Annotated in this window: 10 protein-coding genes; 4 read left to right on the forward strand and 6 right to left on the reverse strand. The window is 64.6% G+C overall.

Features of this window, described 5'->3' with window-relative positions; translation table 11 throughout:
• Positions 1-437: 437 nt before the first annotated feature.
• Positions 438-1391, forward strand: a complete 954-nt coding sequence (locus YQ44_RS04895; RefSeq protein WP_071322426.1) for a chemotaxis protein — start codon at positions 438-440, stop codon at positions 1389-1391.
• 1668 nt (positions 1392-3059) lie between these two features.
• On the opposite strand, the gene YQ44_RS04900 is transcribed toward YQ44_RS04895, so the two are convergent.
• Both YQ44_RS04900 and pgi read right to left on the reverse strand, forming a co-directional pair.
• Positions 3060-3956, reverse strand: coding sequence for an SMP-30/gluconolactonase/LRE family protein (locus tag YQ44_RS04900; RefSeq protein ID WP_071322427.1), 897 nt, complete (start codon positions 3954-3956; stop codon positions 3060-3062).
• A gap of 142 nt (positions 3957-4098) precedes the next feature.
• Positions 4099-5763, reverse strand: coding sequence for a glucose-6-phosphate isomerase (pgi, locus tag YQ44_RS04905; protein ID WP_071322428.1), 1665 nt, complete (start codon positions 5761-5763; stop codon positions 4099-4101).
• Between the two features lie 333 nt (positions 5764-6096).
• Between pgi and edd the strand changes: the two genes are divergently transcribed.
• The 3 genes from edd to YQ44_RS04920 are packed head-to-tail and all read left to right on the forward strand — an operon-like array spanning position 6097 to position 9219.
• The gene (edd, locus tag YQ44_RS04910; protein WP_071322429.1) at positions 6097-8010 is read left to right on the forward strand and encodes a phosphogluconate dehydratase; all 1914 of its coding nucleotides are present in this window, start codon (positions 6097-6099) and stop codon (positions 8008-8010) included.
• 3 nt (positions 8011-8013) lie between these two features.
• Positions 8014-8643, forward strand: coding sequence for a bifunctional 4-hydroxy-2-oxoglutarate aldolase/2-dehydro-3-deoxy-phosphogluconate aldolase (gene eda, locus YQ44_RS04915; protein ID WP_071322430.1), 630 nt, complete (start codon positions 8014-8016; stop codon positions 8641-8643).
• Positions 8644-8697: 54 nt separating this feature from the next.
• Positions 8698-9219, forward strand: a complete 522-nt coding sequence (locus YQ44_RS04920) for a hypothetical protein (RefSeq protein WP_071322431.1) — start codon at positions 8698-8700, stop codon at positions 9217-9219.
• 7 nt (positions 9220-9226) lie between these two features.
• Here YQ44_RS04920 and YQ44_RS04925 read toward each other — a convergent pair whose 3' ends face one another.
• From YQ44_RS04925 to YQ44_RS04940, 4 genes are read right to left on the reverse strand one after another with little or no spacing between them, the layout of a single operon-like run.
• Positions 9227-10252: a LytR C-terminal domain-containing protein gene (locus YQ44_RS04925; RefSeq protein WP_071322432.1), complete on the reverse strand. Its 1026-nt coding sequence runs from the start codon at positions 10250-10252 to the stop codon at positions 9227-9229.
• A 13-nt stretch (positions 10253-10265) separates the two neighbouring features.
• Positions 10266-11213 carry a type II secretion system F family protein gene (locus YQ44_RS04930; RefSeq protein WP_071322433.1) on the reverse strand — a complete coding sequence of 316 codons (948 nt, stop codon included), beginning with the start codon at positions 11211-11213 and terminating at the stop codon, positions 10266-10268.
• Positions 11214-11231: 18 nt separating this feature from the next.
• Positions 11232-12206, reverse strand: a complete 975-nt coding sequence (locus tag YQ44_RS04935) for a type II secretion system F family protein (protein ID WP_071322434.1) — start codon at positions 12204-12206, stop codon at positions 11232-11234.
• 10 nt (positions 12207-12216) lie between these two features.
• Entirely contained in the window at positions 12217-13584 is a 1368-nt protein-coding gene (locus YQ44_RS04940; protein WP_071322435.1) for a CpaF family protein, read from the reverse strand.
• Positions 13585-13607 lie beyond the last annotated feature (23 nt).

Consider the following 13607-nt stretch of genomic DNA (forward strand, 5'->3'; position numbering starts at 1 on the left):
AATTTTACTACATTTAATCTGCTGCCGTCGCAGTTTTGCCCGGCATCGCTCATTGCGCCGCTGCGTGCTCATTATATGCCGATCGCCGGCGTCGGCGCGGGGCCATCATTACAACGGGGCTTTTCAAAGCAACCATGGTTGCCAGGGAAATTTTCGATTCTCACCATCATCATTTGCGCTGTAGCAACAAGCAAGTCAAGAAATGCTGCCAGGATGGCTGCTGGCGGCGTAAAGTAGCTTTGAGGAAAGTAAAAAACCGTATAATTCAGACTCGAATCGATAGCAACTATTGGTAGTACGAAGTTGTCCGATTCACACTGCACCGCTAGCGCCGGCCATGCCCCGAACCCGCCTTCCGACGTCCATGCGGCTGCAGTCAGCACTGCCCGTATTGCGGGCAGGCAGCTTAACTTTACAAGACGGCTCAAGGGGACACAATGAATTCAATGCAGCAAGATGTCGATGAACGCACCAGCCTGACAGGCAATAACAAATTCGAACTGTTCCTGTTCAAGCTGGGCACCAGCGATCACTCGACCAGCCGCGAACTATTCGGCATCAATGTGTTCAAAGTACGTGAAATCATGGAAATGCCGGCCATCACGGCGGTGGCTGGATCGCACCCCCATATGCTGGGCGTGGTCAATATCCGCGGCCAGATCGTGCCCGTGATCGACTTGCCGATGGCGGTCGGCTGCAAGAGCAATGGCTTGAAGATCCTGATGGTGACGGAATTTGCCCGTTCGACACAGGCGTTTGCCGTGGAAGAGGTCGATGAAATCGTGCGCCTGGAATGGAACCAGGTGCTGTCGGCCGAATCGAGCGTGGGCGGGGGCCTGGTCACCAGCATCGCGCGCCTCGATGGCGACACGGACAAGACGCGCCTGGCGCAAGTGCTGGACGTCGAGCAAATCCTGCGCAACGTGCTGCCGTCGGGCGAGCCCGACGTGGACGAGCACAGCATCGGCCCGCAGGTGCGGCTGCCTGCCGGCGCCGTGATCCTGGCCGCCGACGATTCCGCGCTGGCCCGCTCGCTGATCGAAAAGGGCCTGGACGCGATGGGCGTGCCCTTCATCATGACCAAGACGGGCAAGGAAGCGTGGGAGCGCCTGCAAGCCATTTCCAGCCAGGCGGCGGCCGAAGGCAAGACGGCGAAAGACAAGGTGGCGCTGGTGCTGACGGACCTGGAAATGCCGGAGATGGATGGCTTTACCCTGACGCGCAACATCAAGAACGATGGCCGCTTTTCCTCGATTCCCGTGGTGATCCATTCGTCGCTGACGGGCTCGACCAACGAAGACCACGTCAAGGGCGTGGGCGCCGATGGTTACGTGGCCAAGTTTGTGGCGGCGGAACTGGCGGAAACCATCCGCAAGGTGCTGGCGCGGTAACTCGATGCCGCCGTGGGCATGGCCGGCACCGGCATGCTTAGGCAGACACTGTCGTCGGATTACGCGGGGCGTAGCCCCGCTAATCCGACCTACGCGTTGACATGAAAAAGCGCCGGGCCCTCGCGGGTGCCGGCGCTTTTTTTATGCGTGAAGCGATCGATGCGCTGGGGTCAGTGGTAGGTCGGATTAGCGCAGCGAAGCTGCGCGTAATCCGACACCGGCAGGGCTGGCACCGGGATGCTCATGGCCGACACCGCTGTCGGATTACGCGGGGCGTAGCCCCGCTAATCCGACCTACACGTTGACATGAAAAAGCGCCGGACCCTCGCGGGTGCCGGCGCTTTTTTTATGTGTGAAACGATCGAAGCGCTGGGGTCAGTGGTAGGTCGGATTAGCGCAGCGAAGCTGCGCGTATTCCGACACCGGCAGGGCTGGCACCGGTATGCTCATGGCCGACACCGCTGTCGGATTACGCGGGGCGTTGCCCCGCTAATCCGACCTACGCGTTGACATGAAAAAGCGCCGGATCCTCGCGGGTGCCGGCGTTTTTTTATGTGTGAAACGATCGAAGCGCTGGGGTCAGTGGTAGGTCGGATTAGCGCAGCGAAGCTGCGCTAATCCGACACCGGCAGGGCCGGCACCGGGATGCTCATGGCCGACACTGCTGTCGGATTACGCGGGGCGTAGCCCCGCTAATCCGACCTACGCGTTGACATGAAAAAGCGCCGGACCCTCGCGGGTGCCGGCGCTTTTTTTATGCGTGAAGCGATCGAAGCGCTGGGGTCAGTGGTAGGTCAGATTAGCGCAGCGAAGCTGCGCGTAATCCGACACCGGCAGGGCCGGCACCGGTATGCTCATGGCCGACACCGCTGTCGGATTACGCGGGACGTAGCCCCGCTAATCCGACCTACACGTTGACATGAAAAAGCGCCGGACCCTCGCGGGTGCCGGCGCTTTTTTATGCGTGAAGCGATCGAAGCGCTGGGGTCAGTGGTAGGTCGGATTAGCGCAGCGAAGTTGCGCGTAATCCGACACCGGCAGGGCTGGCACCGGGATGGTCATGGCCGACACTGCTGTCGGATTACGCGGGGCGTAGCCCCGCTAATCCGACCTACGCGTTGACATGAAAAAGCGCCGGACCCTCGCGGGTGCCGGCGCTTTTTTTATGCGTGAAACGATCGAAGCGCTGGGGTCAGTGGTAGGTCGGATTAGCGCAGCGAAGCTGCGCGTAATCCGACACCGGCAGGGCCGGCACCGGTATGCTCATGGCCGACACCGCTGTCGGATTACGCGGGACGTAGCCCCGCTAATCCGACCTACGCGTTGACATGAAAAAGCGCCGGACCCTCGCGGGTGCCGGCGCTTTTTTTATGTGTGAAACGATCGAAGCGCTGGGGTCAGTGGTAGGTCGGATTAGCGCAGCGAAGCTGCGCGTAATCCGACACCGGCAGGGCTGGCACCGGTATGCTCATGGCCGACACCGCTGTCGGATTACGCGGGGCGTTGCCCCGCTAATCCGACCTACGCGTTGACATGAAAAAGCGCCGGACCTTCGCGGGTGCCGGCGTTTTTTTATGCGTGAAACGATAACAAGGCTGGGGTCAGATCCCCGGGGATGACAGCACAAGCCTGCGGGGTGGCGCCATTGCGGGTCTGCTCCCGGTACGCTCAGGCCTGGTACGGCGTTTCCGGCTGGCCCGCCACGTCCACGCGCACGGACAGCACGTGGCCCGTCAGCGGGTAGGCGGCGATCTCGGCGTTTGATCTGTTGTGGCTGGCGCTGGTGATGTACAGGGTGCGCAGGTCGGGGCCGCCAAATGTGACCATGGTGGGGCAGCGCACGGGCACGGCGATTTCACCGAGCAGGTGGCCATCGGGCGCGAAGCGCAGGATTTTGCCGCCTTCAAACATGGCCGACCAGTAATTGCCTTCGCTGTCGACGGCCGCGCCGTCCGGGCGTCCGCCGTAGTCCGCCGCCTTTTTATCGGTGGAGAAGCGCTGGAATGGCTGTGGCGCGGAAATGGCGCCCGTGGCCGCATCGAAATCGAAGCGGTCGATGCGGTGCGTGGTGGTGTCCGAGTGGTACATGGTGCGCTTGTCCGGGGAAAAGCCCAGGCCGTTCGACACCGTCATGCCGCCCGACCAGACTTTGCGTACCTCTCCCTTTTCCAGCACGAACATTTCCGCCGCGTCAGCGCTGCGCGGCTCGAAAATGGTGCCGACCCAGAAGCGTCCGGCCGGGTCGACCTTGCCATCGTTGAAGCGCGTGGTGCTCATGTCGAACGGTGCCGGCGCGATGTGCGCCAGGCTGCCCGTCTTCGTGTCGAGGTGGGCAAAGCCGCTGCGCAGGGCAACGATCAGCCCGCCGCCGGCGTTGATGGCCAGCGCCGACGGTTCCGTCGGCATGCTCCACTGCTCATGCTTGCCGCTGGCCGGATGCAGCCGGTGCACGGCGCGCCCATCGATGTCGACCCAGTACAGGGCCGCTTCCTTGCCATGCCACAGCGGGCATTCGCCCACTTGCATGGCTGTGTCGCTCACTACCTTGATTTCGTAAATATTCATCTATTCTTAATGTGGAGAGCGCTTAACAAAACCGTCGCGAGCGGAAGGGAGGGGCGGCCGAGAAGCGCAGCTGTGCCTGAGCACGGTGCGCATCGCAGGTTGCCTATGCCGACGCGCAGCAGGCTTGCTTATGCGTTATTAATTAGTATGCGGCTTTTGCGGCCTTGGCCAAGGCGATCAAGCCATTGGTCGAGCTGTCGTGATGGTCGGGACGGGCCTCACCCGTCAGTTCGGCCTGGATTTTCTTCGCCAGCACCTTGCCCAGTTCCACGCCCCACTGGTCGAAACTGTTGACGTTCCACAAGACGCCCTGCACGAAGGTCTTGTGTTCGTACAGTGCGATCAGGGCGCCCAGGGTGGTCGGGGTCAGCTGGTCCATCAAAATGGTGTTGCTGGGGCGGTTGCCGGGGAAGGTCTTGTGCGGCACCAGTGCTTCGATCTCGCTGTCCGGCAAACCTTGTGCCTGCAAATCCAGACGCACTTCAGCGCCGGTCTTGCCCGTCATGAAGGCTTCCGACTGGGCGAAGCAGTTGGCCAGCAGGGCGTCGTGGTGGCCCGGCAAGTCATGCGTGGCGCGCAGCGCGGCAATGAAGTCGATGGGCGTGATGTCGGTGCCCTGGTGCAGCAGCTGGAAGTAGGCATGCTGCGCATTCGTGCCGCAGTCGCCCCAGATCACGGGCCCCGTCGGCACGCCGACAGGCTGGCCATCCTTGGTGACGCGCTTGCCGTTGCTTTCCATGTCCAGCTGTTGCAGATAGGCGGCAAAGCGGCTCAGGTCCTGGTGGTACGGCGCGATCGAGACGGAGCCGCAATCGAGGAACTGGCGGTTCCAGAAACCCACCATGGCCAGCACGACGGGCATGTTGTCTTCCAGCGGCGCCTGGCGGAAATGCTGGTCCATCGCATGCGCGCCGGCGAGGAAGTCGCTGAAGTATTCGAAGCCGACGGACAGGGCCACGGCCAGGCCGATCGAGGACCAGACGGAATAGCGGCCGCCGACCCAGTCCCAGAACGGGAACATGTTGTCAGGCGAAATGCCGAAGTCGACGATGGCTTGCGTATTCGTCGAAACGGCCACGAAATGTTGCGCCAGGTCCTTTTCCTCGCCTTCGAGCAAAAACCAGGCGCGCGCCGTATTGGCGTTGAGCATGGTTTCAGCGGTAACAAAGGTTTTCGAGGCGACGATGAACAAGGTCGTTTCCGGATCGACTTTCGACAGGGTCGCTTCCATGTCGTGGCCGTCGACGTTGGAGACGAAATGCATTTCCAGGCCCGGGTTGGCGTAGGAACGCAGCGCCAGGCAAGCCATTTTCGGGCCCAGGTCCGAGCCGCCGATGCCGATGTTGACGATGTCGCAGATCGGTTTGCCCGTGTAGCCGAGCCAGCTGCCATTGCGCACCTTGTCCGTAAACGCCTTCACGCGCTGCAGCACATCTTGCACGTCGGCATCGATATCCTGACCATCCACCACCAGGGCGGTGCCGCGCGGCGCGCGCAAGGCCGTATGCAGAACGGCCCGATGTTCGGTAAGATTGATTTTCTCGCCCGTAAACATCGCTTCGCGCTGCGCTTCCACGCCGCGTTCGCGGGCCAGGTCCATCAGCAGCGCCATGGTGGCGGCATCGACCCGGTTCTTCGAGTAATCGAGCAGCAGTCCGGCCGCATCGACCGTCATCGTCGGGAAACGTGCGGGATCGGCCGCGAACAGCTGGCGCAGATGCACGTCGCGCAGGCTGGCGCTATGCGCTTGCAGGGACTGGAAACTGGCGGTGGCGGTGATGGCGGGAATGGATGCTGGCTGGCGCATGGCGGTCGGCTTCGGTGCTTGTCTCGGTTGAAGGGAGCGCGGCGCGTTCGTCGTGGCGAATGGACGTGCCGGCGTTGATGTGAGAATAATACATCAGAAAAACGTAATTTCACTACAGTTTGTATGGGCGAACCGCATTTTTCGCGTTTTGTCCGCCCTTTATCCACGCCGTCGCTAGATAGGGGCGAAGCGATGGCACGCGGCATTCTGTTGTTTTGCCTTGAAAAGTCGCCAGTAAATGGATTATTTCTGTCGCCGGCCCCTGCAACGGTGCTTCTGCGCCAGCATTTTGTAGTAAAATTTCACGAAATACTCATTTTTAAGGAAATCCATATGGCGCTGCATCCAGTAGTCGAATCCGTAACAGCGCGCATCATCGCGCGCAGCCGGCCATCGCGCGGCGCCTACCTGGCGCATCTGGATGCGGCCCGCATCCAGGGCGTGCAGCGCGGCGCCCTGTCGTGCACCAACCTGGCGCACGGCTTTGCCGCGTTTCCTGCCAATGACAAGCTGTCGCTGAAGGAATACAAGAAGCCCTCCGTGGCCATCGTGTCCTCGTACAACGACATGCTGTCGGCGCACCAGCCGTTCGAAGGCTTTCCGCAGATCATCAAGCAAGCCGTGCGCGAAGTGGGCGCCGTCGCCCAGTTCGCCGGCGGCGTGCCCGCCATGTGCGATGGCGTGACGCAAGGGCAGCCGGGCATGGAACTGTCGCTGTTCTCGCGCGACACCATCGCCATGTCGACGGCCGTGGCGCTGTCGCACAATATGTTCGACTCGGCCCTGTACCTGGGCGTGTGCGACAAGATCGTGCCGGGCCTGTTGATCGGCGCGCTGCACTTCGGCCATTTGCCGGCCGTCTTCGTGCCGGCCGGTCCGATGACGTCGGGCCTGTCGAACCAGGAAAAAGCCAAGGTGCGCCAGCTGTACGCGCAAGGCAAGGCCACGCGCGAAGACTTGCTCGAAGGCGAATCGAAAGCCTACCATGGCGCCGGCACCTGTACCTTCTACGGTACCGCCAACAGCAACCAGATGCTGATGGAAGTGATGGGCCTGCACTTGCCGGGCGCCGCCTTCATCACGCCGAACACGCCGCTGCGCGATGCGCTGACGACGGCCGCCGCCCAGCGCGCCGCCGGCATCACGGCGCAAAGCGCCAACTACTTGCCAGTCGGCCATATTGTTGACGAGAAATGTATCGTCAACGCCGTCGTCGGCTTGCTGGCCACGGGCGGTTCGACCAACCACACGCTGCACCTGGTGGCCATCGCCAAGGCGGCCGGCATCGTCATCGACTGGAACGATTTCAACGAACTGTCGGCCATCGTGCCGATGCTCACGCGCATCTACCCGAACGGCGACGCCGACGTGAACCATTTCCACGCGGCCGGCGGCACCGGTTATCTGATCCGCGAACTGCTGGACGCGGGCCTGCTGCACGAAGACGTCACCACGATTCTGGGCAAGGGCCTGCGCGCGCACTGCATGGAGCCGTTCCTCGGCGAAGACGGCAAGGTCTTCTGGAAAGATGCGCCGGCCACCAGCGCCGACGACAACGTGCTGCGCCCGGCGTCGAATCCGTTCGCGCCGGACGGCGGCATGGTCCTGGTCGCGGGCAACCTGGGCCGCGCCGTGATGAAGGTCTCGGCCGTCAAGCCGCAGCACCGCACGGTGGAAGCGCCGGCGCTGGTGTTCAACTCGCAGGAAGATTTCATGGCCGCCTACAAGGCGGGATCGCTGGACCGCGATTTCGTCGCCGTGCTGCGCTTCCAGGGCCCGCGCGCCAACGGCATGCCGGAACTGCATGCGCTGACGCCGGCGCTGGCCAACCTGCAGGATGCGGGCCGCCACGTGGCGCTGGTCACCGACGGCCGCATGTCGGGCGCGTCGGGCAAGGTGCCGGCGGCCATCCACGTGTCGCCGGAAATCCTCGCCGGCGGCCCGCTGGGCCTGGTGCGCGACGGCGACATCATCCGCCTCGACGCGTTCACCGGCGTACTCGAGGCGCTGGTGCCGGCCGACGTCTGGCACGCCCGTTCGCTGGTGCAGGCCGACCTGTCGCCGAACCACATCGGCATGGGCCGCGAGCTGTTTTCCATGTTCCGTTCCACCGTCAGCGCGGCGGAAGAAGGTGCGACCACCTTCGGCCTGCCGTCGCCGATTCCCACCACCGTCGCCTTGCACGACGCCGACAATGTCGGCGATACCGTACCGGGTTCCGATGAAGACTTTTTGGCTAGGAAATAAGAGATGACCATGACACTACTGGAAATTATGCGCACCTCGAGCGTGATCCCCGTGATCGCGATCGACGACCCTGACCACGCCGTACCGCTGGCGCGCGCGCTGGTGGCGGGCGGCATCCGCGTGCTGGAAGTGACCCTGCGCACGAAACACGGCCTGGAAGCGATCCGCGCCATGTCGGCCGTGCCGGGCGCCATCGTCGGCGTGGGTACGCTGACCCGTCCCGAGGAATTCGTCCAGGCGCGCGATGCGGGCGCCGTCTTCGGCGTCTCGCCTGGCCTGACGTCGGCCCTGGTGGCGGCGGCGAAAAGCAGCGGCCTGCCCCTGCTGCCGGGCGTGATGACGCCGGGCGAAGTGATGGCGGCGCGTGAAAACGGCTTCCAGCAACTGAAGCTGTTCCCGGCCGTGCCGGCCGGCGGCATCGGCATGCTCAACGCCATCTACGGCCCGCTGCCGGACGTGACGTTCTGCCCGACGGGCGGCATTTCGCAAGAGACGGCATCGCAATTCCTGGCATGCAAAAACGTCGCCTGCGTGGGCGGTTCGTGGCTGACGCCGAAAGACGCGATCGCGGCCGGCAACTGGGACCGCATCACGGAGATCGCCAAGGCGGCCAGCGGTTTGCGATCCGCGTAAGCGGCTGCGGCGCGGCAGGCTTGCATGCTTGCCGCGCTTTCTTCCCGACTTCTCATGCGGGTCCTGCGCCGCCCCCTGACCATCGGCGAAACGGCCATGGCCCGCAGCGTCTTTCGCGACGCCATCGACTACGCGCGCGTGCGCGTCGTGCGCGGCTCCTTTCTGCCGTTTGGCTTGCAGGACCGGAACACGGCGATGACGCCGCGCGGCAACCTGCATTTCATGCCGGCCCAGTACCGCGACGATTTTTCGCGCGAAGGCCATGGCAGCAAGCTGCTCTTCATCCACGAAATGGTGCACGTCTGGCAGTACCAGCTCGGCTATGGCGTGCTGCTGCATGGCGTGCTGCTGGCCCTGCGCGGCGGCTATATCCGGCAGCGCGCCTACCGCTACGATGCGGCCGCCGGCGGCGTCCTGTCCGATTTCAACATGGAGCAGCAGGGCGACATCATCGCCCACTACTTTGGCGCGCGCCAGCTGGGCATCCCCGCCTACGTGGCGAAGCTGCCGCAGCTGCAGGATATCCTGCAAGGCTTCCTGCTCGACCCCGCCGACCGCCGCCTGCTGCCGCGCTGAGCCGTCGTCACGGCGCCGTGTTCGACGCCAGCAGGACGGCAGGTGCGGGCAGGCTGGCGAGCGCATCCTTGCCCAGCAATAAACGCAGGTCGGCGCCCGTGCCGATGCCGCCGTCGCTGGCGGCCTGCAACTGCGGCATGCCGCCCAGCGCCCTGGCCAGGGTGGCCGCCGCCTCGGCATGGCCGGGCCGGTAGACGATGCTGCTGGCCTGCACGCCATACGGCCGCTGGTTGCCCAGCCGCAGCACGCCGATGCCCATGCCGCCCAGCATGCCGCGCATGCGCGCCGCCAGCCCCGTTTCGCCATGACCATTGATTACTTCCAGCCGCGGCAGCGGCGCCGTCTGCTTCTGCCTGGCCGGAGCGGGCAAGGCCGCAAACACGGCTGGCATCGCCACGGGCGCATCGCGCCAGCTCAGCGCAAAGACATTCGGCTGCAACTGGGTCAGCTGCAAGCGCGTCGGCGGCGCGGCTGCGACCAGCGGCGGCGTCGGTGCCAGGTCGGGCTGGACGTCCGTGGCGGTATCGACCGTGGCCACGCTGCGCGCCAGCGCCGCGATGGCCAGGTCCAGGTTGGCGCGCGCCGGCTGCTGGCTGTTGTCGAGCTGCAGCGACTGGCGCAGCACGCCCGCCGCCTGGGCGTAATCTTCCTGCAGGTACAGCACGTAGCCGAGGTTGTTGTAGGTCCTGGCCGTGGGCGTTTCCAGAACCAGTGCCTGCAGCATGGCGCGTGCCGTGTCCAGCTCGCCCAGCTGCGCGTGCAGCACGGCGGCGCCATTGCGCGCGTCGGGCGAGGCGGGCGCCAGCAGCAGGGCTTCGCCATAGGCGGCCAGCGCCGCGCGCGGGTCGCCCAGTTCCTGCATGCGCTTGCCCAGCTTGCAGTAGGCGCTGGCCCGCGTGGCGGGGCTGTCGTCGACGCGCGCCTGCGGCGGCGCGCCGTGGCGGGCCTGGCTGGCCGTATCGGGCAGGCTGGCGCAGGCGGGCAGCAGGCCGGCGCAGGCGAACATGAACATCAGGGTGGTGTGCTGGGACATGGCGGTTCTCCGGTCAGCTGCCGCCGCTCATGCTGGGCAGGAGCACGCGGTAGATTTGCAGGAAGGCTGGCCCCATCAGGACGACCAGCAGCGAAGGGAAGATGAAAAAGATCAGCGGGAACAGCAGCTTGAGGGCGATCTTCGCCGCCTCTTCCTCGGCGCGCTGGCGGCGCTTGGTGCGCAGCTGGTCGGACTGCACGCGCAGCGAGGCGGCGATGCTGGTGCCGAAGCGCTCGGCCTGGATCAGCATGGCCACCAGCGCATCGACATCCTCGACCCCCGTGCGCAGGGCCAGGTTGCGCAAGGCCCGCTCCTTGGTATTGCCGGCGCGCAGCTCGAGCATCACCAGGTGCAATTCCTCGGCCAGCACACGGCTTTTCAGGGCGATTTCCGCAGCCACCCTGGCCAGGGCCGCATCCATGGCCAGCCCCGCTTCCACGCAGACCGTCATCAGGTCGAGGGCATCGGGAAAGCTTTCGAAGATTTCGCGCTGGCGCCGCTTGATCATCTGCTGCAGCACGAAGTTGGGCAGGTAGTAGCCGAAGGCGGCCACCGTCAGCAGCCAGAACAGGATGGCCTTGCCGGCCATCTGGTGGCCCGATGCGCTCAGGAACAGGAACAGCAGCAGCGGCAGGCCGATGGCCAGCATGGTCTTGGCGGAAAAGAACAGGATGGGCGTCGATGCCTGGCGCAGGCCGGCGTTCATGAAGCGCCGGCGCATCACGGAATTTTCCCAGCCCTGGTCGGGAATCGACAGCTTGGCCAGCGGTCCGCTCAGGCGCACCATGCGCGCCAGCCAGGGATTGGGCGCGGGCGCACCCGCTTGCGCGGCGCTCTTGCCGGCGGCCTTGTCGAGGCGCTGGCGCAGCGGATCCGGCGAGAAGCTGCGCAGGGCGACCAGCGCCGTGCCGAAGACGGCGATGAAGAGCAGGGCGAGGAAGGCAATATGGACGGGATTCATGGCGGTTCTCCTTGCGGCTCAGACGCGGATGCGGATGATGTTGCGCATGACAAAGACGCCACAGACCATCAGCAGCAGGGCGCCGACCAGCATCTTGCGGCCGCCCGGATCGACAAACAGCATTTCCAGGAACTGCGGATTGGTCAGCTGAATCATGGCCGCCGCGCCGAACGGCAGCAGCGACAGGATCCAGGCCGACAGCTTGCCTTCGGCCGACAGCACGCGCACCTGCCCCAGCAGCTTGATGCGTTCGCGGATGATGCGGCTGATGCTGTCGAGCAGTTCCGACAGGTTGCCGCCCGTCTCGCGCTGGATCAGCACGGCGATCACGAAATAGCGCAAGTCGGTGCTGGGCACGCGCGTGGCCAGGTTCATCAGGGCGTCCTGCATGGCGATGCCGAAATTGACTTCATCGAAGGTGGCGCGAAATTCGGTGGCCAGCGGCGCGTTCATTTCGTCGCCGACCATTTTCAGGGCGGTGGGGAAGGCGTGGCCGGCGCGCAGGGCGCGCGCCATCAGGTCTAGCGCATCGGGCAATTGCTGCTCGATGCGCTGCAGGCGTTTGGCCTTGGCGCGCAGGACCAGCGGCAGCGGCAGCAGGGCCGCGACGGCCACCAGGGGCAAACGCAGCGCCCACGGCACGCTGAAGTAACTGAACAGCAGCAGCGCCGCCGTGCCCACCGCCAGCATCATGCCGGCGAAGCTGGCCACGCTCCAGGTCAGGCCCGACTGTTCCAGCAGGCGGTCGAGCGCATGCACGCGCGGCACGCTGAGCAGCAGGCGCTGCAGGGCCGGCGTTTCGCTCAGCAGGCGTTTCCTGATCATCGAACTGCCCGTCTCGCCGTGCGCGCCGGCCGACATGATGCGCAGGCGGCGCGCCACCCTTTCCGCTTCCGGACCGCGCGAGGCATTCCACGCCAGGTACAGGCCTTCGATCAGCAGCACCACGGCGATGAAGGTGAGGATCGCGAATACATAGTAGAGATAGTCCATGATGCTCCCCTTAATGGTACTGGCGGGCGGGATCGAACAGGGTTTCGGGCAGGCTGATGCCGAAGGCGCGCAGGCGTTCCAGGAAACGCGGGCGCACGCCGCTGGCATGGAAATGGCCCTGCACGCTGCCATCCTCGCCGATGCCCGTCTGGCGGAAGGTGAAGATTTCCTGCATGGTGATCATCTCGCCTTCCATGCCGGTGATTTCCTGGATCGAGATGATCTTGCGCTTGCCGTCCGTCAGGCGCGCCACCTGCACCACGACGCTGATGGCCGAACTGATTTGCTGGCGCATGGCTTTCACGGGCAGCGACGCGGAGGCCATGCTGATCATGTTCTCGAGCCGCGTCAGCGCGTCGCGCGGGGTATTCGCGTGGATGGTGGCCATCGAGCCTTCATGGCCCGTGTTCATCGCCTGCAGCATGTCGAGCGCCTCGGCGCCGCGCACCTCGCCCAGGATGATGCGGTCGGGGCGCATGCGCAGCGCGTTGCGCACCAGGGCCCGTTGCGTCACTTCTCCCTTGCCCTCGATGTTCGGTGGCCGCGTTTCCAGGCGCACCACGTGCGGCTGCTGCATCTGCAGTTCGGCCGCATCCTCGATGGTAACGACGCGCTCGGCCGTGCTGATGAAGCCGGAAATCGCGTTGAGCATGGTGGTCTTGCCGCTGCCCGTGCCGCCCGAGATCAGGATGTTGACCTTGGCCTTGCCCAGCGCCTGCAGGGTGGTGCTCATTTCCTCGGTCAGGCTGTGCTTCAGCATCAGGTCGGCCAGGCGCAGCGGCTGCGCGGAGAAGCGCCGGATCGACATCACGGGACCGTCGATGGCCAGCGGCGGGATGATGGCGTTGACGCGCGAACCGTCGGGCAGGCGCGCATCGACCATGGGACTCGATTCGTCGATGCGCCGGCCCACGCGCGAGACGATCTTGTCGATGATCTTCATCAGGTGCGCATCGTCGGTGAAGCAGATGTCGCTCAGCTCGAGGCGGCCATGGCGCTCGACGTACACCTGGCGGTAGGTGTTGACGAGGATGTCGGACACGCTGGGATCGGCCAGCAGCGGCTCGAGCGGGCCGAAGCCCAGCACTTCATCCTGGATGTCGCGGATCAGCGAGCGGCGTTCCAGTTCGTTGATCACCACATTGTCTTCCGTGAGCACGTCGCTGACGAGGATCTTCAGCTCTTCGCGTATCTGCTCGCGCGACAGGCGCTGCATGCCTTCCAGGTCGACCCGGTCGAGCAGCGCCTGGTGGGTGCGGTGCTTCAATTGCTGGTAGCTCTGGTTCGATACGCCCTGGTGCGCGGCGCCGTCGTTCGAGCTGGCGTCATCCTGGGCATAGCCCAGGCGGTCCCGCAGGGTGAGTTTTTCGGCAGTCATGGTCGGTCTCCTGTGAATGGGGG

It is taken from the genome of Janthinobacterium sp. 1_2014MBL_MicDiv (genome assembly GCF_001865675.1).
In the GTDB taxonomy this organism is placed as follows: domain Bacteria; phylum Pseudomonadota; class Gammaproteobacteria; order Burkholderiales; family Burkholderiaceae_D; genus Janthinobacterium.

Excerpts from the sequence above, each read along its gene's own strand:
- YQ44_RS04895 (WP_071322426.1), top strand. The coding sequence starts at position 438 with ATGAATTCAATGCAGCAAGATGTCGATGAACGCACCAGCCTGACAGGC.
- YQ44_RS04900 (WP_071322427.1), bottom strand. The coding sequence starts at position 3,956 with ATGAATATTTACGAAATCAAGGTAGTGAGCGACACAGCCATGCAAGTG.
- pgi (WP_071322428.1), bottom strand. The coding sequence starts at position 5,763 with ATGCGCCAGCCAGCATCCATTCCCGCCATCACCGCCACCGCCAGTTTC.
- edd (WP_071322429.1), top strand. The coding sequence starts at position 6,097 with ATGGCGCTGCATCCAGTAGTCGAATCCGTAACAGCGCGCATCATCGCG.
- eda (WP_071322430.1), top strand. The coding sequence starts at position 8,014 with ATGACCATGACACTACTGGAAATTATGCGCACCTCGAGCGTGATCCCC.
- YQ44_RS04920 (WP_071322431.1), top strand. The coding sequence starts at position 8,698 with ATGCGGGTCCTGCGCCGCCCCCTGACCATCGGCGAAACGGCCATGGCC.
- YQ44_RS04925 (WP_071322432.1), bottom strand. The coding sequence starts at position 10,252 with ATGTCCCAGCACACCACCCTGATGTTCATGTTCGCCTGCGCCGGCCTG.
- YQ44_RS04930 (WP_071322433.1), bottom strand. The coding sequence starts at position 11,213 with ATGAATCCCGTCCATATTGCCTTCCTCGCCCTGCTCTTCATCGCCGTC.
- YQ44_RS04935 (WP_071322434.1), bottom strand. The coding sequence starts at position 12,206 with ATGGACTATCTCTACTATGTATTCGCGATCCTCACCTTCATCGCCGTG.
- YQ44_RS04940 (WP_071322435.1), bottom strand. The coding sequence starts at position 13,584 with ATGACTGCCGAAAAACTCACCCTGCGGGACCGCCTGGGCTATGCCCAG.